Genomic DNA, 16,260 nt, shown 5'->3' on the forward strand with positions numbered 1-16,260 from the left:
CGGGTCGTGGGCCCGGGACGGATGTCCCGGGCCCACGAGCGGTGCCTGGCGGGAGCGACGGTCGTGCGTTGCGCGGACCCGAGTCCCGGAGAAGGAGGAACTAGCAGCCGGGCAGGCGCTCGATCAGGTACCTCTCGACCTGGTCGATGGAGACGCGCTCCTGCGTCATCGAGTCGCGGTCGCGGACCGTGACGGCGTTGTCGTTCAGGGTGTCGAAGTCGACCGTGAGGCAGTACGGCGTGCCGATCTCGTCCTGGCGGCGGTAGCGGCGGCCGATGCCCTGGGCGTCGTCGAAGTCGACCGTCCAGCGCTTGCGGAGCTGGGCGGCCAGGTCGCGGGCCTTGGGGGAGAGGTCGGCGTTGCGCGACAGCGGGAGCACCGCGGCCTTGACCGGGGCCAGGCGCTTGTCGAAGCGCATGACCGTGCGGCGGTCGACGCCGCCGCTGGTGTTCGGGGCCTCGTCCTCGTCGTAGGCCTCCAGCAGGAAGGCCAGCACGGCGCGGGTCAGGCCGGCCGCCGGTTCGATGACGTAGGGGACCCAGCGCTCCTTCTTCTCCTGGTCGAAGTAGGACAGGTCGACGCCGGAGTGCTTGGAGTGCGTGCTCAGGTCGAAGTCGGTGCGGTTCGCGATGCCCTCGAGCTCGGAGAACTCGGTGCCGCCGAAGCGGAAGCGGTACTCGATGTCGACCGTGCGCTTCGAGTAGTGGGAGAGCTTCTCCTTCGGGTGCTCGTAAAAGCGCATGTTGTCCGCGGAGATGCCCAGGTCGAGATACCAGTTCCAGCGCTCCTGGAGCCAGTACTCGTGCCATTCCTCGTCGGTGCCGGGCTCGACGAAGAACTCCATCTCCATCTGCTCGAACTCGCGCGTGCGGAAGATGAAGTTGCCCGGGGTGATCTCGTTGCGGAAGCTCTTGCCGACCTGCGCGATGCCGAACGGGGGCTTCTTGCGGGCCGCGCCGGCGACGTTGTTGAAGTTGACGAAGATGCCCTGGGCGGTCTCCGGGCGCAGGTAGTGCAGGCCCTCGTCGTTCTCGACGGCGCCGAGGTAGGTCTTCATCAGGCCGTTGAACATGCGCGGCTCGCTGAACGTGCCCTTGTTGCCGCAGTTGGGGCAGTTGAGCTCGCCCAGCACGAACGGCTTGCCGGGGTTCTTGGCCTCCCACGCCTCCTCGAGGTGGTCGGCCCGGAAGCGCTTGTGGCAGGAGGCGCACTCGGTCAGCGGGTCGACGAACGCCTCGACGTGGCCGGAGGCCACCCAGACGTCGCGGGCGAGGATGACGGCCGAGTCCAGGCCGACGATGTCGTCGCGCTGCTGGACGGTCGTCTTCCACCACTGGCGGCGCACGTTGTCCTTGAGCTCGACGCCCAGCGGACCGTAGTCCCAGGCGGAGCGGGTGCCACCGTAGATCTCGCTCGACGGGAAGACGAAACCCCGCCGTTTCGCGAGGCTGACGACGGAATCGATGCGATCGGCGGCCATGGTGGTTCCTCCTAAGCCTCACGGCGACTGGCTGTCGGCAAGGCGGTCATAAGCGGAAAGGACGGGCGAACCGTCAAACGTCCCCATCGACGCTACGGTTACGCAACGGTGAGCCGCACCAGATTATTCGACGCCGCCGCAGATGACATATCGGGTGCCTTCCTGCGTCATGACGAACCGCATCCAGCGCGGGGCCTGGCCTTCCTGCTCCACGTTGGCCGGCACGACGATGTCCTGCTGGATGCTCACGTCGTCCTCGTTGACGGAGAAGGCGACGACCGGTGACGCGGCGTAGTGGTCCCGGAACCAGTTGACCGTGTGCCGGCTCTGCTCGGCGGCGCACAGGTACTCGTTGCGGGCGCGCTCGTAGTTCTCCGCCTGGAGCGCGCCGAGGTAGCCGCGGGCCACGTCGGCGACCTGGGTGCGGGCCAGGTTGTCGGCGAACGAGATGAAGAAGCCGCCGCCGAGGACGCCGCCCACGCAGCACAGGACGAGCACGAGGCCGCCGACGCCCAGGCCGATCCACAGGCCCTTCATGTCGCGGTCGCGCGGCGGGGCGGCGAATGGCGCGACGACCCCCGGCCCGGCCGGCGGCGCGGGCACCTCATCGACCTGAGGCGGCATCATGACCGAAGCCTATCCGCCCTCAGGCGCGGTCACTCGCGGTCACGGTCAGCTCGCCACCGGGCGCGACCGTGGCCAGCTCCTCGAACGCCGAGGGCTCGTCGAGCGACTGCGCGAGCAGCGGGGTGGCGTACATCTTGACGTCGAAGTTCGACAGGGCGCGCCGGTAGGCGCCGACCGACTCCCACTCGGTGAGGATCGTCCAGTGCGCCGGGTCGTCGTACGCCCGTCCGAGGCTGCCCCGGAGATACCCTGGGCACGCCGCCAGGGCGCCGAGCGCGGCGTGCGCCCGCTCGGGGAAGCCTGCGGGGTCGTCGACGACGAACCGTGTCACCACCAGCATGCCGCGAGCATACGGACCTGAGGAGTGAGATGTCCGAGCGTGTCCTGCGCCGGCTGGGCCGGCTGAACCCGACCGCGGTGTTCCTCGGCGTGGGCGTGCTGGTGTTCGTGGCGCTGGTGCTGCCGGGAATCGTCGGGGGAGCGCTGCTGTTGCTCCTGGCCGCGGGGGTCGTCTGGGTGCTGACCAAGACCTGGGCGGTGCACCCGCCGCGGGCCCGGGTGGCGCGGCTGGTCATCCTGGGCCTGCTGCTCGCCCTCGCCGTGTTCAAGATCGCTTAAGTTGACAACGATTCTCATTATCGGGCAGGCTCGACAGCGTGGTGCTAGAGGTTGACCGGGCGGTGGTGGCGTACGACGGCCGCCCCGTGCTCGACGGCGTGTCCCTCAAGGTCGCCCCGGCCGAGGTGGTCGCGATCCTCGGCGCCAACGGGTCCGGGAAGTCCACCCTGGTCAAGGCCGCCCTCGGGCTGGTGCCGCTGAGCGCCGGCGAGGTGCGGCTGTTCGGCACCCCGCTGCGGCGGTTCCGGGAGTGGAAGCGGCTGGGGTACGTGCCGCAGCGGGTCGGCGCCGGCAGCGGCGTGCCCGCCACGGTCGCCGAGGTGGTCGCCGAGGGGCGGCTCGCCCGCCGCGGGTTCCTGCGCATCGCGACCGCCGCCGACCGGCGGGCCGTCGGCGAGGCGCTCGACGCGGTCGGGCTGGCCGACCGGGCCCGCGAGCCGGTCTCGGTGCTGTCCGGCGGGCAGCAGCAGCGGGTGCTCATCGCCCGCGCGCTGGCCGGCCGGCCGGAGCTGCTGGTGCTCGACGAGCCGACGGCCGGGGTCGACGCGGCCAGCCAGGAGGCGTTCGCCGGGTGCCTGGACCGGTTCGTCCGCGACGGGGGCACGGTGGTGTTCGTCGCGCACGAGCTCGGGCCGCTGCGGCCGCTGATCACCCGGGCCGTCGTCGTGCACCACGGCGAGATCGTCCACGACGGGGACCCGCCGGAGACGGACAACGACCACGTCCACCCGCACGCCCCGGCGGCGTGACGTGAGCGGTCCGGAGCGGAGCGGAGGGGCCGCTCACCAGTTGGCTCAGAGCATCAGCTCATGCGGCCGGAGCGGAGCGGAGGTCGCGTGAGCCTCTTCGAGCACGACTTCATGATCCGGGCGCTCATCGGGGCGCTCATCACCGGCGCCGCGGCGCCCGCCATCGGCATCTACCTGGTCCAGCGCCGCCTGTCGCTGATCGGCGACGGCCTGGGCCACGTCGCGCTGACCGGCGTCGGCGTCGGGCTGCTGACCAACCAGTCCCCGGTGCTCATGGCGGTGCTGGCCGCCGTCGTCGGCGCGGTCGTCATCGAACTGGTGCGCGAGCGGGGCAAGACCTCCGGGGACATCGCGCTGTCGATGCTCTTCTACGGCGGCATCTCCGGCGGCGTCGTGCTCGTGAACCTCTCCGACGCGCAGAGCAACCGCAGCCTGGTGACCTACCTGTTCGGCTCGCCGCTGACCACGAGCCGGCAGGACCTCACCGTCATGCTCGTGCTGGGCGCGATCGTGCTGGCGGTGGCGGTGCTGCTGCGGCCGTGGCTGTTCGCGGTGTGCCACGACGAGGAGTACGCCCGGGTGTCCGGCCTGCCCGTCCGCGCGCTCAACCTGGTCCTGGCGATCACGACCGCGGTGACCGTCACGGTCGCCATGCGGGCGGTCGGCCTGCTGCTCGTCAGCGCCCTCATGGTCGTGCCGGTCGCCACCGCGCAGCAGATCACGCGCGGCTTCAAGGTGACCATGCTGGCCGCCGTCCTGCTCGGCCTGCTGGCGTCCGGCGGCGGGGTCTGGGTGTCGGCCCAGGTCGACACCGGCCCGGGCGCGACGGTGGTGCTGCTGGCGATCGCCGGCTTCTTCGCGGTCACCGTGGGTGCGGGGCTGGTGCGGGCGGTCCGCCGCCGCACGGGTGCGCAGCGGCAAAGTGAGAACGGTTACCGTTACGCATATGTCGACAAGTGACGGGTACGAGGCGGCGGGCGAGCTGCTCCGGGCCCTGTCGGCCCCGTTGCGGATCCGGATCGTGACCGAGCTGGCCGAGGGGCCGCGGTGCGTCCACGAGCTGGTCGACTCCCTGGGCGCGGCGCAGCCGCTCGTCTCGCAGCACCTGCGGGTGCTGCGCGGGGCCGGGGTGGTGCGCGGGGCGCGGCGGGGGCGCGAGATCGCGTACTCGCTGACCGACGAGCACATCGCGCACATCGTGGCCGACGCGGTGACCCACGCCCGCGAGGCCCGCTGAGCGGTCGAGCGGCTCAGCGGCTCAGAACGTGAAGCCGCCCGGGCGGTCGTTGCGGTCGGCGATCAGGCCGGCCAGGGTGGCCAGGGCGATCTCCGCCGGGGTCTTCGAGCCGATGTTCAGGCCGATCGGGCGGTGCACCCGGGCGATGTCCTCCTCCGGCACCCCCAGCTCCCGCAGCGCCGCGACGTGCGGGCCGGTGTGGCGCGGGCTGCCCATCACGCCGATCCAGCGGGCCGGGGAGGCGAGCGCGGCCCGGAGGGCGGCGCCCAGCTCGGGACGGTCGTGGTCGCAGACCACCACGTCCGTCTCCGCGTCGATCGTCACCCCCGCCAGGTCCGGATCGGCCAGGGCCACGCGGTAGCCCAGCGTCGCCGCGATGTGCATCAGGTGGGTGGCGACCGGCGAGTCGAACACCGCCACGAGCGCGCGGCCGTCCGCCGCGGGCTCCACGGCACCGTGCGCAAGGGCGCAGCCGATCGAGTCGAATCCTGCGACCATCACATCACGCTCCGAATTGTTCGTCGGCGCTTCATGCCGAAGGTACCAACCCACGCGCTAACCTCAGGCCCGTGACCCTCACCGATCACCCTGAATCGCCCGCACCCGCCGCGGCGCCGCCCCGGGGTGGCCGGAGGCGGTGGCGGATCGGGTCCGTCGAGGTGCTCGCCGGGCTGCTCGTGCTCGTCGTGGTGCTCCGCGGGCCGATCACCCGCTCGCTGGCCGCGCCGGTGCTGCAGACCTGGCTCACCGTGTTCGTGTCGGTGATGACCCAGGCGGTGCCGTTCCTGGTCTTCGGGGTCGTGCTCTCGGCGGTCATCGCGGTGTTCGTGCCGCCCTCGTTCTTCGCCCGGGCGCTGCCCCGGCACCCCGCGCTCGCGGTGCCGGCGGCGGGGGTGGCGGGCGTGGTGCTGCCCGGCTGCGAGTGCGCCAGCGTGCCGGTCGCCGGGGCGCTCGTGCGGCGCGGGGTCACGCCCGCGGCGGCGTTCGCGTTCCTGCTGGCCTCGCCGGCCGTCAACCCGATCGTGCTGGTGTCCACGGCGGTGGCGTTCCCCGGGCAGCCCCGCGTCGTCGTCGCCCGGGCCCTGGCCAGCCTGGTGGTGGCCTGCCTGATGGGGTGGCTGTGGCACGCGTTCGGCAAGGGCAGCTGGCTGCGCATGCCGGCCCGGCCCCACCTCGACGGCATGGCGAAGTGGCCGGCGTTCTGGGCCTCCGTGCGCCACGACGTGCTGCACGCCGGCGGGTTCCTGGTCATCGGCGCGGCCTGCGCCGCCGTGATCGCGGTGGTGGTGCCGAAGGAGTGGCTCTCCCAGCTCGCCGCCAACCCGGCCGTCGCGATCCTGGTGCTGGGGCTGCTCGCCGTCCTGCTGTCGATCTGCTCGGAGGCCGACGCCTTCGTGGCCGCCTCGCTCACCCAGTTCTCGATGACGGCCCGGCTGGCCTTCATGGTCGTCGGCCCGATGATCGACCTCAAGCTGTTCGCCATGCAGGCCGGCATCTTCGGCAGGTCCTTCGCCCTGCGGTTCGCGCCGGCCACCTTCGTGCTCGCGATCGGAGTCTCCGCCGTGGTCGGAACGGTGCTGTTGTGAACCGGCAGGCGCAGGCGGTCATCCTGCTGCTGGTCGGCGGCGCGGTCCTGCGGGCCAGCCTCACCGGGCAGTACCTCAACTACGTCAAGCCCAGCCTCCAGCCGTATCTCATCGCGTCCGGCGCCCTGCTGGTCGTGGCCGGGATTTTCACGCTGTGGTACGAGCTGCGTCCGGGCCACCGGCACGAGCAGGAGCACGACCACGCCGACGACGGCCACGGGCACGGGTCCGGCGGGCCGCGGGTCGCCTGGCTGCTGCTCGCGCCGGTGATCGGGCTGCTGCTCGTGGCGCCGCCCGCCCTCGGGTCCTACGCGGCCGGCCGGTCCGGCTCCGCGCTCGTCGCGAAGTCCGACTTCGCGCCGTTGCCGGCCGGGGACCCGGTGCGGATCTCGATGCTCGACTACGCCTCCCGGGCCGTGTTCGACCAGGGGGTGTCGCTCGGCGACCGGCGGGTGGAGCTCACCGGCTTCGCGATGCGCGGCCCGGGCGGCGCCTGGCTGCTCGCCCGGATGATGGTGAGCTGCTGCGCCGCCGACGCCCGGCCGGTCAAGATCGCGCTGGACGGCGAGCTGCCCGACGGCCTGGCCGAGGAGCAGTGGCTGCGGGTGACCGGCCGTTACACCGCGCGGCAGATCAAGGACTCGGTCAACGGGGAGACGATTCCGTACCTCGAAGTGTCCGAGGTCACCTTGATACCCGCGCCCGAAGAGCAGTACGAGTCGTAGATGGACCTGCAACGCCCCGCGCTCCTGGTACTCGTCCGGCACGCCGAGTCGGCCCGCAACCAGGCGAAGAAGGGCAGCGTGTATTTCGCGGACGACGCGGCCCGCCAGATCGTCCGCGGCGTGCCCGACCACCTCATCGAGCTGACCGAGGACGGCCACAAGCAGGCCGCCCAGACCGGGCAGGGGATCCGCGAGCGCTTCGGCACCTTCGACTACGTCTACACCAGCGGCTACGCCCGGACCGTGCAGACCGCCGAGGGCATCCTCAGCGCGTACGGCGAGGACGAACGCGCCCGCATGCGGTGCAAGAACGACCTGTTCATCCGCGAGCGCGACCCCGGCTTCGCCTACGACATGACGACCGCGGAGGCGGAGGCCGCCTTCCCCTGGCTGAACGAGTACTGGCAGACGTTCGGCGGTTTCATGGCCCGCCCGCCCGGCGGGGAGAGCCTCGCCGACGTGACCGGCCGCGTGCACACCTTCCTCGACGCGCTCTTCCAGGACCGGGCCGGCCAGAAGGTCATGGTCGTCACGCACGGTGGCACCCTGCGCTGCTTCCGCTTCCTGCTGGAGGGCTGGAGCTACTCGCAGGCGCAGCGGTGGCCGGAGGGGCAGTCCCCGGCCAACTGCGGCGTCACGACCTACCGCTGCGACGGCGACGGCGGCCCGCTGCGACTGGAGGACTACAACCAGGTGTACTGGACGGTGGGGTCGGCGGCCGACGGCATCTGATCGTGGCCAGAGATCGACGTGGCGTACTGTCTCCACGGACGATCGATGATCGGGGAGCGATGCACATCAGTTTCACCGTCCCGCCCGACCGGCACCGGGCGCGACGGCAGGTTCGGGCGGCGAAGCGGCACAAGCTCCAGCTGCTCTTCGCGGGCGGAATCCTCCTCGCCGCCGCAGGGTTGGCGCTGGTCGTGACGGGCCACCCGGCCGGGTACGCGCCCACCGGCGCGGGTGCGGGTCTGCTGGTCCTGCCGTGGGCGCTGCCCCGGGCGGCGGCGAAGGCCCGCACCGGGCTGCTGGCGGAGGCCGCGACCTACGAGCTGACCGACACCGGGGTCGTCGCCACCACGCCGGGCTTCCGCGGCGCCTACGAGTGGGACGCCGTCGACCGGGTCGCGGACACCGGGGAGTTCTGGGTCGTGACGGTCAAGGGCAGCGGCGTGCTCGCGGTGCCGTGGACGCTCATGCCGGCCGAGGACGTCGCCGCCGCCCGGGATCTCCTGGTCGCCCGCGGCCTGCTGCAGCCGGGCCGGTAGCGTCACCGCATGCGCAAGGTGCTGGTCATCGGGATCGGAGCCGGGGATCCCGAGCACGTCACCGTGCAGGCGATCGCCGCGATGAACGCCGTCGACGTGTTCTTCGTGCTCGACAAGGGCGGTGCCACGAGCGACCTCACGGCGGCCCGGCACGCGATCCTGGAGCGGTTCGTCACCCGGGAGCACCGCACGGTCACGCTGACCGACCCGCCCCGCGACCGGGTCGCCGCCGACTACAGCGGGGCCGTCCGGGAGTGGCGCGACGAGCGGGCCCGCGTGCTGCACGAGGCGATGGCCGCCGAGGAGGGCGTCGGCGGCATCCTGGTGTGGGGCGACCCGGCCCTCTACGACGGCACGATCCGCATCCTCGACTCGTTCGGCGATGTCGACTTCGAGGTGATCCCGGGCATCAGCAGCGTGCAGGTGCTCACCGCGCGGCACCGGGTGCCGCTCAACCGGGTCGCCGGCGCGGTCCACATCACCACCGGCCGGCGGCTGGCGGCCGGGTGGCCGGACGGGTGGCCGGACGGGTGCGACGACGTGGTGGTCATGCTCGACGCCGATCTTTCCTGCCGGGCGTACCGCGACGAGGCCGTCGACATCTACTGGGGCGCGTACCTCGGCACCCCCGACGAGCTGCTCGTCGCCGGGCGGCTCGGCGAGGTGCTGGGCGAGATCGAGCGGGTGCGCGCCGAGGCCCGGGCCCGCAAGGGCTGGATCATGGACACGTACCTGCTGCGGCGGGTCTAGGCGCTTTCTCTCGGCGCTCGTCCTGCGGCGGGTCTCAGGCGGCTTTCTTGACGCTCGCCGTCGCCTGACCGGGGATCACCCTGAGCCGCACGGGCGCCGCGGGCTCCTCGTCGAGGGCGGCCGGGCGGCGCCAGCGCCACGGCGGGCCCTGCCGGCCGGCGGGCGGGCGGCCCGGGTCGAGCCCCGGCCGGGTCAGCGCCACGACGATGGCGTAGCCGGCGAGCACGAAGCCGTGGCTGACCAGCCGCTCGGTCTCGACCGTGCCGGCGATCAGGTCGTTGGTGCTCAGCAGCGCGAGCAGGGCGACGAACGCGGTCAGCATCGGCAGCGCCCCGGCCGGGCTGGCCCGCCGGGTGGCGATCCAGGCGAAACCGGCGCCGATCGCCACGTTCCAGGCGGCGGACTCGTGGAAGACGTGACCGGCCTGGTGGATGTGGTTGGTGGAGGCGGCCGTCGCGGCCTGGGCGATGCCGAGCACGAACTGGGCCATCCCGAAGACGCCGAGGAGCACCCGCAGCACCTGGACGAGCCGCTTGCGCGGTTTGAACCCCTTCAGCAGCTGCGCGGTGTCGGGCGGGGTCGCGGTCACGGGCTGCAGGCGCACCAGCCGGGTCACGGCCTGCGCCTCACGCTCCCACTGCCGGCACGCGGCGCACCCGGTCAGGTGCGCGTCGACCAGCGCCGGCGCGATCGGTTCGTCCTCGCCGTCGAGCCGGGCCGACAGCGCCTCACGGTACTGCTCACACTCCACGGTTGGATTGTCGCGCGCCGCAGCCGCAAAGTTCCGCCCCGGTCCGCGTGGCACGATTCCCGACCGCGACAGGTGGCGATCTGCGCGAGCAGCTGCTCAGCCGCCTGAGTCGTCGAGCTCGGCGCCCTCGGGGACCTCGTCGGCGTCGCGGTCGTTGAGCCAGCGGTCGGGGAGGACGACCCTGCCCGGTGTACCGGTGCGGCCGCGCGGCTGGCCGAGGACCTCGCGGGGGAAGGGCGCGGCGTGGTCGAGCTGGGCGAGGAGGTCGCTCAGCTCGGCCAGGGACGAGGCCATGGCCATCTGGCGGCGCAGCTCGCCGCCGGCCGGGAAGCCTTTCAGGTACCAGGCCACGTGCTTGCGGAAGTCGGTGACACCCTCGCGCTCGGTCCCGAGCCACTGCGTGAGCAGTTCGGCGTGGCGGTACATGAGCGCCGCGACCTCGCCGAGGCCGGGAAGGGTCCGCTCGGCGGCGGGAGTGGCGTCGGTGGGGTCGGTCCGGGTCCGCTCCGCGGCGGCGAAGGCGGCGGCGAGGTCGGCGAACAGCCACGGCCGGCCGAGGCAGCCGCGGCCGATGACCACGCCGTCGCAGCCGGTCTCGGCCATCATGCGCAGGGCGTCGGTGGCCTCCCAGATGTCGCCGTTGCCGAGGACCGGGATGTCCAGGGCCTCCTTGAGCGCGGCGATCGCGGCCCAGTCGGCCTGCCCGGAGTAGCGCTGGGCGGCGGTCCGGGCGTGCAGCGCGACCCAGGCCACGCCCGCGTCCTGGGCGGTGCGGGCGGCGTCGATGTACGTGTGGTGATCGTCGTCGATGCCGATGCGCATCTTGACGGTCACCGGCAGGCCCTGGGCGGCGTCGACCGCGGACGACACGATCGAGCCGAACAGCCGCCGCTTCCACGGCAGCGCGCTGCCTCCGCCGCGCCGGGTGACCTTGGGCACCGAGCACCCGAAGTTCATGTCGATGTGGTCGGCGAGGTCCTGCTCGACGATCATCTCGACGGCCTTGCGGATGGTGGCGGGGTCGACCCCGTACAGCTGCAGGCTCCGCGGCCGCTCGTCCACCCCGAACTTGATCATGCTCATGGTCTTGGGGTTCCGCTCGACGAGCGCGCGGGTGGTGATCATCTCGCATACGTACAGCCCCGCACCCTGCTCACGGCAGAGCTGCCGGAACGCCACGTTGGTGATCCCGGCCATCGGCGCGAGCACCACGGGCGGATCGACGGCGAAGCTTCCGAGCTGCAACGGCACGCTCCGAGCATGTCACGCCGGGGGGACCCGCCCCAATCGCGCCCGCCGGGCCTCAACCCCATGATCAAGGGAAGGATCTGGCTGTCATGGCAGCCAGATGTTTCCCACGATCATGAGAACGACCGCGGCCGCGGCCGGCGAAAGCCGGCTCGGGTGGTGGGTGCGGGGCGGGATCGACATGCGTCGAGAGAGCGGCTGGGCCGGGGTGTCGGGAATGTTCGGTGGTGTCCGGTTGGGTGCCTGGCGTGACCGTCGTGTTGCGGAGTCATGTCGTGTGCAGAACTGATGCTTGAAAGTGCGCGAAATTGCGATCCACAGAGCAGGTGAATGCATCCCGAAGTGTGGAAACGTGCCGATGCTGAAAATCTTTGGAGAGCGCTCTCGTGCGCATTTCTGCGCGTGGAATCGCTCCCACAGGCTTGTGTAATCGACGGGTATACCAATCGTTGTGCTACTTCTCACCCGACAGTGCCGAAATACGGAAGGACGCCTTACGGTGTGCGGACCTAACGAGGACTTAGGCCGCAGCACCATGGGTATGGAGGCGTTGTGGAGCAGTTCGTCTACGATTTCGAAGAAGGCAACCGCGACCTCAAGGACCTCCTCGGGGGCAAGGGCGCCAACCTGGCCGAGATGACCAACCTCGGCCTGCCGGTCCCACCCGGCTTCACGATCACCACCGACGCCTGCCGTGAGTTCCTGCGCACCGGCGAGGTGCCCGCCCGCGACGAGATCGAGCGGCACCTCGCGACCCTCGAAGGCAAGATGGGCCGGCGGCTCGGGGACGCCGAGGACCCGCTGCTCGTCTCGGTGCGGTCCGGGGCGAAGTTCTCCATGCCCGGCATGATGGAGACGGTCCTCAATGTCGGGCTCACCGACGCGAGCGTGGCCGGGCTGGCCGCGCAGGCGGGTGGGGACGAGCGGTTCGCCTGGGACTCGTACCGGCGGCTCATCCAGATGTTCGGCAAGACCGTCTGCGGCGTGCCGGGCGAGGAGTTCGACCACGCGCTCGACGACGCGAAGGTGCGCAGCGGCACCCGCGAGGACGTGGGTCTGAACGCGGACGCGCTCAAGGCGCTCGTCACGCAGTACAAGACCATCTTCAAGGACCACACGGGCCGCGACTTCCCGCAGGACCCGCGCGAGCAGCTCGACCTGGCGATCGGGGCCGTGTTCCGGTCGTGGAACGCCGACCGCGCGGTGCTGTACCGGCGGCAGGAGCGCATCCCCGCCGACCTCGGCACCGCGGTCAACGTGGTGGCGATGGTCTTCGGCAACCTCGGGCCCGACTCCGGTACCGGTGTGGCGTTCACCCGCGACCCCGCCACGGGCGAGCGCGGCGTGTACGGCGACTACCTGGCCAACGCCCAGGGCGAGGACGTCGTCGCGGGCATCCGCAACACGATGCCGCTGCAGCAGCTGGAGCAGCTCGACAAGCGCTCCTACGACGAGCTGATGGCCATCATGACCAAGCTCGAGGAGCACTACCGCGACCTGTGCGACATCGAGTTCACGATCGAGCGCGGCAAGCTGTGGATGCTGCAGACCCGGGTCGGCAAGCGGACCGCCGCCGCGGCGTTCGTCATCGCGACGCACCTCGTCGACGAGGGCATGATCGACCTCGACGAGGCCACCAAGCGGGTCAACGGCAACCAGCTGGCCCAGCTCATGTTCCCGACGTTCGACCTGACCGAGGAGCCCGAGCAGCTGACCCGCGGGGTCGGCGCGTCGCCGGGCGCCGCGTTCGGCAAGGCGGTCTTCGACGCGCAGCACGCGGTGGCCATGGCCAAGGAGGGCGAGCAGGTCATCCTGGTGCGCCGGGAGACCAACCCCGACGACCTGCCCGGCATGATCGCCGCCCAGGGCATCCTCACCAGCCGCGGCGGCAAGACGTCGCACGCGGCCGTGGTGGCCCGCGGCATGGGCAAGACCTGCGTCTGCGGCGCCGACGAGCTCGAGGTCAACGTCCACAAGGGACAGTTCAACGTGAACGGGCACGTGGTGTCCGAGGGCGACGTGATCTCGATCGACGGTACGACCGGGCGGGTCTACCTCGGCCAGGTGCCGGTCCAGCCCTCCCCGGTGGTGCAGTACTTCGAGGGCAACCTCGACCCGCAGGCCGACCCGCTGGTGAGCGCGGTGCACCGGATCCTGACCCACGCCGACGGGCGGCGCCGGCTGCGCGTGCGCACCAACGCCGACACGGGCGAGGACGCGGCCCGGGCCCGCCGGTTCGGCGCGCAGGGCATCGGGCTGTGCCGCACCGAGCACATGTTCCTCGGCGAGCGCCGCGCCCTGGTGGAGCGGCTCATCCTGGCCCGCACGCCGGAGCAGCGCGACGCCGCCCTGGCCGAGCTGCTGCCGCTGCAGCGGGCCGACTTCACCGACCTGTTCCGCGAGATGGCGGGCCTGCCGGTCACGGTACGGCTGATCGACCCGCCGCTGCACGAGTTCCTGCCGCCGCTGGAGGACCTCGCGGTGAAGGTCGCCGTCGCCGAGGAGCGCGGCGAGGACCCGGGCCACGACAAGGACCTCCTCGACGCCGTGCGTCGCATGCACGAGGAGAACCCGATGCTCGGCCTGCGCGGCGTGCGCCTCGGGCTGGTCATCCCCGGCCTGTTCGCGATGCAGGTGCGGGCGATCGTCGAGGCGGCGGCGCAGGTGCCGGACGCGCACCCGGAGATCATGGTTCCGCTCGTCGGCGCCGTGCAGGAGCTGGAGACGATCCGCGCCGAGGCCGAGAAGATCATCGGCGAGTTCGCGGTCGACGTGAAGATCGGCACGATGATCGAGGTGCCGCGGGCCGCCCTGACGGCCGGCGACATTGCGCAGGCCGCCGACTTCTTCTCGTTCGGCACGAACGACCTCACCCAGATGGGCTGGGGGTTCTCCCGCGACGACGTCGAGGGGGCCTTCTTCTGGCGGTACCTGGAGCTCGGCATCTTCGGCGTCTCGCCGTTCGAGTCGATCGACCGCGACGGGGTCGGCCGGCTGGTGCGCATCGCGGTCGACGAGGGCCGCGCCGCCCGGCCGGAGCTGCACTTCGGCGTCTGCGGCGAGCACGGCGGCGACCCCGAGTCGGTGCACTTCTTCCACGAGGTCGGCCTGGACTACGTGTCCTGCTCGCCGTTCCGGGTACCGGTCGCGCGCCTGGAGGCGGGCCGCGCCGCCATCGAGTCCACCGGGTCCGACTCCCGGTGAGCAGACGTCCACCGGGGCAACGGCGCCCCGGTGGGCACGAAGAGGCCGGGGCAACGACGCCCCGGCCTCTTTCGTCGGGTCATGGCGCCGTGCGGACACCTGCCTGATCGGTCGTCGGATTCTGCAATGTGACGTTTGACCTCCGCGGCCTCCGGAAAGACGGTATGGTGCGCCGCCCCAGGCCCGGCGGCGTGGCTGCACCAGGTGTCGACGCGGCGTATGGTGGGTCCCCACGCCGACCACGGAGGTGTGCATGGGGAGCCGGTGGTATGCCCTGATCGTCGATGCGATCGACCCGGAGCGCCTCGCTCGCTGGTGGGCCGAGGTGCTCGACCAGCAGGTCGAACGCGTCTCACCGGACGAGGTCGTGGTGGGGCCGGACCGCGACGGCCATCCCCGGCTGGTCTTCCTGCGTCACGCCGACGCGAAGCACGCGAAGAACCGGCTGCATCTCGACCTCCGGCCGGACGACCTCGACGGTGAGATCGAGCGCCTGGTCAACATGGGCGCCCGGCACGTCGACGTCGGCCAGCCGGACGAGGCCGCCTGGATCGTGCTGGCCGACCCCGAGGGCAACGAGTTCTGCGTGATCAGGCCGTCGCGATGAACTTCGCGAAGGTGTACCGCCTGAGCGTCGCGGCGGGCCTCGGCCTGCTGACGGTCGCCGCGGGCGCCTTCGCGCTGTACAGCGTCCGCCGGGTCCTCGTCCAGGTGGTCATCGCGCTGTTCGTGGCGGTGAGCCTCGACCCGGCGGTCCGCCTGCTGATCCGGCACGGGGTGCGGCGCTCGGTCGCGGTCGCGGCCATCCTGGTGGTCGCCGTCGGGCTCCTGGTCGCCTTCGTCTGGTCGCTGGTCCCGCCCCTCGTCGGGCAGGCCGGTGAGCTGCTGCAGAACATCCCGCAGTACCTCCAGGAGCTCCCCGAGCGCTCCCGCGCCTACCGCGAGGTCGCCGACCGCTACGGCCTCACCGCCCGGCTCACCGAGTTCGCGAAGACCGTGCCGGCGAAGGTCGGCGGCGGCGCCCTCGGCGTCATCACGGGCATCTTCAGCGCGCTCTTCAACGTGCTGCTCGTCGCCGTGCTCACCATCTACTTCATGGCCGACCTGCCCCGGCTGCGCCGCGGGCTGGTCCGGCTGGTGCCCCGGGCCCGCCGCCCGCGCGCCGCGCAGGCCGTGAACGTCGTCGTCGACAAGGTCGGCGGCTACATGATCGGCAACCTGATCATCTCGCTGTTCGCGGGCGTCACGTCGTTCGCCTGCCTGTTCGCCCTCGGCGTGCCCTACGCCCTGCCGCTCGCGGTGTTCGTCGCGGTCACCGACCTGATCCCGATGATCGGCGCCACCGTCGGCGCGGTGGGCTGCACGATCGTCGCGCTGGTCACCGGCGACCTGTGGCCGACGGCGGTGGTCGTCGTCGTGTTCTTCCTGGCCTACCAGCAGCTGGAGAACTACCTCATCGCGCCCCGCGTGCTGCGCAACACCGTCGACCTGTCGTCGGTCGCGGTGCTGCTCGCGGCGCTCGTGGGCGGCGCGATCCTGGGCGTGGTCGGCGCGCTCATGGCGATCCCGATCGTCGCGGCGGTCAAGGTGCTCATGACGCCGATGGTCGAGGCGCTGAACCAGCCGCCCGAGCCCGCCGAGCCGGCCGCGCCGCCGCCGGTGCCGATCCCGGCGCCGCGCGACGAGGACGGCCCCAAGCCGGCGCCGGGCGACAAGGACAGTCCTGACTGATCTGGTCGGGGCCTGTCGGCTCCGGACCGGCTCTAAGCTCGAACCGTGACGTCTGACGAACAGCGCTTTGTCGAAGAGCCGTTGAAGGACTTCACCACGACCACCGCCGACAACGGGCGGACCGCCTTCCAGCGCGACCGGGCCCGGGTGCTGCACTCGGCCGGGTTCCGGCGGCTGGCCACCAAGACCCAGGTGCACGGGGCCGGCGCCGACTCGTTCCTGCGCACCCGCCTCACCCACTCGCTGGAGGTCGCCCAGATCGGCCGGGAGATGGGCGCCCGGCTCG

The 16,260-nt window shown here is 71.8% G+C and carries 18 protein-coding genes and 1 pseudogene; 13 read left to right on the forward strand and 6 right to left on the reverse strand.

Going from position 1 to position 16,260, the window contains the following annotated elements; all coding sequences use genetic code 11:
• Positions 1 to 100: 100 nt before the first annotated feature.
• The 3 genes from ABZS66_RS53360 to ABZS66_RS53370 all read right to left on the reverse strand — a co-directional run bounded on the left by ABZS66_RS53360 (position 101) and on the right by ABZS66_RS53370 (position 2,447).
• Positions 101 to 1,480, reverse strand: a complete 1,380-nt coding sequence (locus ABZS66_RS53360; protein ID WP_354771216.1) for a glycine--tRNA ligase — start codon at positions 1,478 to 1,480, stop codon at positions 101 to 103.
• A 123-nt stretch (positions 1,481 to 1,603) separates the two neighbouring features.
• The gene (locus ABZS66_RS53365; protein WP_354771218.1) at positions 1,604 to 2,107 is read right to left on the reverse strand and encodes a hypothetical protein; all 504 of its coding nucleotides are present in this window, start codon (positions 2,105 to 2,107) and stop codon (positions 1,604 to 1,606) included.
• A 19-nt stretch (positions 2,108 to 2,126) separates the two neighbouring features.
• A complete protein-coding gene (locus ABZS66_RS53370; protein ID WP_354771220.1) occupies positions 2,127 to 2,447 on the reverse strand; it encodes an antibiotic biosynthesis monooxygenase in 321 nt (106 codons plus the stop codon).
• A gap of 17 nt (positions 2,448 to 2,464) precedes the next feature.
• Here ABZS66_RS53370 and ABZS66_RS53375 point away from each other — a divergent pair, with 17 nt between their 5' ends.
• From ABZS66_RS53375 to ABZS66_RS53390, 4 genes are all read left to right on the forward strand, one after another.
• Positions 2,465 to 2,725, forward strand: coding sequence for a DUF6703 family protein (locus ABZS66_RS53375; protein ID WP_354771246.1), 261 nt, complete (start codon positions 2,465 to 2,467; stop codon positions 2,723 to 2,725).
• 41 nt (positions 2,726 to 2,766) lie between these two features.
• Positions 2,767 to 3,474, forward strand: coding sequence for a metal ABC transporter ATP-binding protein (locus ABZS66_RS53380; protein ID WP_354771248.1), 708 nt, complete (start codon positions 2,767 to 2,769; stop codon positions 3,472 to 3,474).
• A gap of 87 nt (positions 3,475 to 3,561) precedes the next feature.
• Complete coding sequence (locus tag ABZS66_RS53385) at positions 3,562 to 4,434, forward strand: metal ABC transporter permease (protein WP_354771222.1); 873 nt, start codon at positions 3,562 to 3,564, stop codon at positions 4,432 to 4,434.
• Positions 4,421 to 4,711, forward strand: a complete 291-nt coding sequence (locus ABZS66_RS53390) for a metalloregulator ArsR/SmtB family transcription factor (RefSeq protein WP_354771224.1) — start codon at positions 4,421 to 4,423, stop codon at positions 4,709 to 4,711. Before ABZS66_RS53385 ends, ABZS66_RS53390 begins: the two co-directional genes overlap by 14 nt.
• Positions 4,712 to 4,732: 21 nt before the next feature.
• Here the strand turns inward: ABZS66_RS53390 and ABZS66_RS53395 are convergent, their stop codons facing one another.
• Positions 4,733 to 5,209 carry an XdhC family protein gene (locus ABZS66_RS53395; protein ID WP_354771226.1) on the reverse strand — a complete coding sequence of 159 codons (477 nt, stop codon included), beginning with the start codon at positions 5,207 to 5,209 and terminating at the stop codon, positions 4,733 to 4,735.
• 146 nt (positions 5,210 to 5,355) lie between these two features.
• On the opposite strand from ABZS66_RS53395, the gene ABZS66_RS53400 reads away from it, so the two are divergent.
• The 5 genes from ABZS66_RS53400 to cobF are packed head-to-tail and all read left to right on the forward strand — an operon-like array spanning position 5,356 to position 9,040.
• On the forward strand, positions 5,356 to 6,297 hold the full coding sequence (locus ABZS66_RS53400; protein WP_354771250.1) for a permease: 942 nt from the start codon (positions 5,356 to 5,358) through the stop codon (positions 6,295 to 6,297).
• The gene (locus tag ABZS66_RS53405) at positions 6,294 to 7,022 is read left to right on the forward strand and encodes a TIGR03943 family protein (RefSeq protein WP_354771228.1); all 729 of its coding nucleotides are present in this window, start codon (positions 6,294 to 6,296) and stop codon (positions 7,020 to 7,022) included. Before ABZS66_RS53400 ends, ABZS66_RS53405 begins: the two co-directional genes overlap by 4 nt.
• A complete protein-coding gene (locus ABZS66_RS53410; RefSeq protein ID WP_354771230.1) occupies positions 7,023 to 7,754 on the forward strand; it encodes a histidine phosphatase family protein in 732 nt (243 codons plus the stop codon).
• A 59-nt stretch (positions 7,755 to 7,813) separates the two neighbouring features.
• Entirely contained in the window at positions 7,814 to 8,290 is a 477-nt protein-coding gene (locus tag ABZS66_RS53415) for a hypothetical protein (protein WP_354771232.1), read from the forward strand.
• A gap of 9 nt (positions 8,291 to 8,299) precedes the next feature.
• Positions 8,300 to 9,040 (forward strand): precorrin-6A synthase (deacetylating), encoded by a 741-nt coding sequence (cobF, locus tag ABZS66_RS53420; protein ID WP_354771234.1) that lies wholly within the window; start codon positions 8,300 to 8,302, stop codon positions 9,038 to 9,040.
• A gap of 34 nt (positions 9,041 to 9,074) precedes the next feature.
• Here cobF and ABZS66_RS53425 read toward each other — a convergent pair whose 3' ends face one another.
• Both ABZS66_RS53425 and dusB read right to left on the reverse strand, forming a co-directional pair.
• Entirely contained in the window at positions 9,075 to 9,791 is a 717-nt protein-coding gene (locus ABZS66_RS53425; protein ID WP_354771236.1) for a zf-HC2 domain-containing protein, read from the reverse strand.
• Between the two features lie 96 nt (positions 9,792 to 9,887).
• Positions 9,888 to 11,042 (reverse strand): tRNA dihydrouridine synthase DusB, encoded by a 1,155-nt coding sequence (gene dusB / locus ABZS66_RS53430; RefSeq protein ID WP_354771238.1) that lies wholly within the window; start codon positions 11,040 to 11,042, stop codon positions 9,888 to 9,890.
• A gap of 549 nt (positions 11,043 to 11,591) precedes the next feature.
• On the opposite strand from dusB, the gene ppdK reads away from it, so the two are divergent.
• From ppdK to ABZS66_RS53450, 4 genes and pseudogenes are all read left to right on the forward strand, one after another.
• Positions 11,592 to 14,243: a pyruvate, phosphate dikinase gene (gene ppdK / locus ABZS66_RS53435; RefSeq protein ID WP_354771240.1), complete on the forward strand. Its 2,652-nt coding sequence runs from the start codon at positions 11,592 to 11,594 to the stop codon at positions 14,241 to 14,243.
• Positions 14,244 to 14,496: 253 nt separating this feature from the next.
• Positions 14,497 to 14,850, forward strand: coding sequence for a VOC family protein (locus tag ABZS66_RS53440; protein ID WP_354771242.1), 354 nt, complete (start codon positions 14,497 to 14,499; stop codon positions 14,848 to 14,850).
• The gene (locus ABZS66_RS53445) at positions 14,847 to 15,974 is read left to right on the forward strand and encodes an AI-2E family transporter (RefSeq protein ID WP_354771244.1); all 1,128 of its coding nucleotides are present in this window, start codon (positions 14,847 to 14,849) and stop codon (positions 15,972 to 15,974) included. The genes ABZS66_RS53440 and ABZS66_RS53445 overlap by 4 nt, the downstream gene beginning before the upstream one ends.
• Before the next feature lie 45 nt (positions 15,975 to 16,019).
• Positions 16,020 to 16,260: pseudogene (locus tag ABZS66_RS53450) on the forward strand (deoxyguanosinetriphosphate triphosphohydrolase); the annotation flags it as partial.

Source organism: Dactylosporangium sp. NPDC005572, assembly GCF_040605515.1.
Lineage (GTDB): Bacteria > Actinomycetota > Actinomycetes > Mycobacteriales > Micromonosporaceae > Dactylosporangium.

Bases quoted from the DNA above. Each gene is read 5' to 3' on its own strand.
- ABZS66_RS53390 (WP_354771224.1), top strand. From the start codon at position 4,421: ATGTCGACAAGTGACGGGTACGAGGCGGCGGGCGAGCTGCTCCGGGCC.
- ABZS66_RS53365 (WP_354771218.1), bottom strand. From the start codon at position 2,107: ATGATGCCGCCTCAGGTCGATGAGGTGCCCGCGCCGCCGGCCGGGCCG.
- ABZS66_RS53440 (WP_354771242.1), top strand. From the start codon at position 14,497: ATGGGGAGCCGGTGGTATGCCCTGATCGTCGATGCGATCGACCCGGAG.
- ABZS66_RS53360 (WP_354771216.1), bottom strand. From the start codon at position 1,480: ATGGCCGCCGATCGCATCGATTCCGTCGTCAGCCTCGCGAAACGGCGG.
- ABZS66_RS53415 (WP_354771232.1), top strand. From the start codon at position 7,814: ATGCACATCAGTTTCACCGTCCCGCCCGACCGGCACCGGGCGCGACGG.
- ABZS66_RS53370 (WP_354771220.1), bottom strand. From the start codon at position 2,447: ATGCTGGTGGTGACACGGTTCGTCGTCGACGACCCCGCAGGCTTCCCC.
- ABZS66_RS53395 (WP_354771226.1), bottom strand. From the start codon at position 5,209: ATGGTCGCAGGATTCGACTCGATCGGCTGCGCCCTTGCGCACGGTGCC.
- ABZS66_RS53445 (WP_354771244.1), top strand. From the start codon at position 14,847: ATGAACTTCGCGAAGGTGTACCGCCTGAGCGTCGCGGCGGGCCTCGGC.
- cobF (WP_354771234.1), top strand. From the start codon at position 8,300: ATGCGCAAGGTGCTGGTCATCGGGATCGGAGCCGGGGATCCCGAGCAC.
- ABZS66_RS53410 (WP_354771230.1), top strand. From the start codon at position 7,023: ATGGACCTGCAACGCCCCGCGCTCCTGGTACTCGTCCGGCACGCCGAG.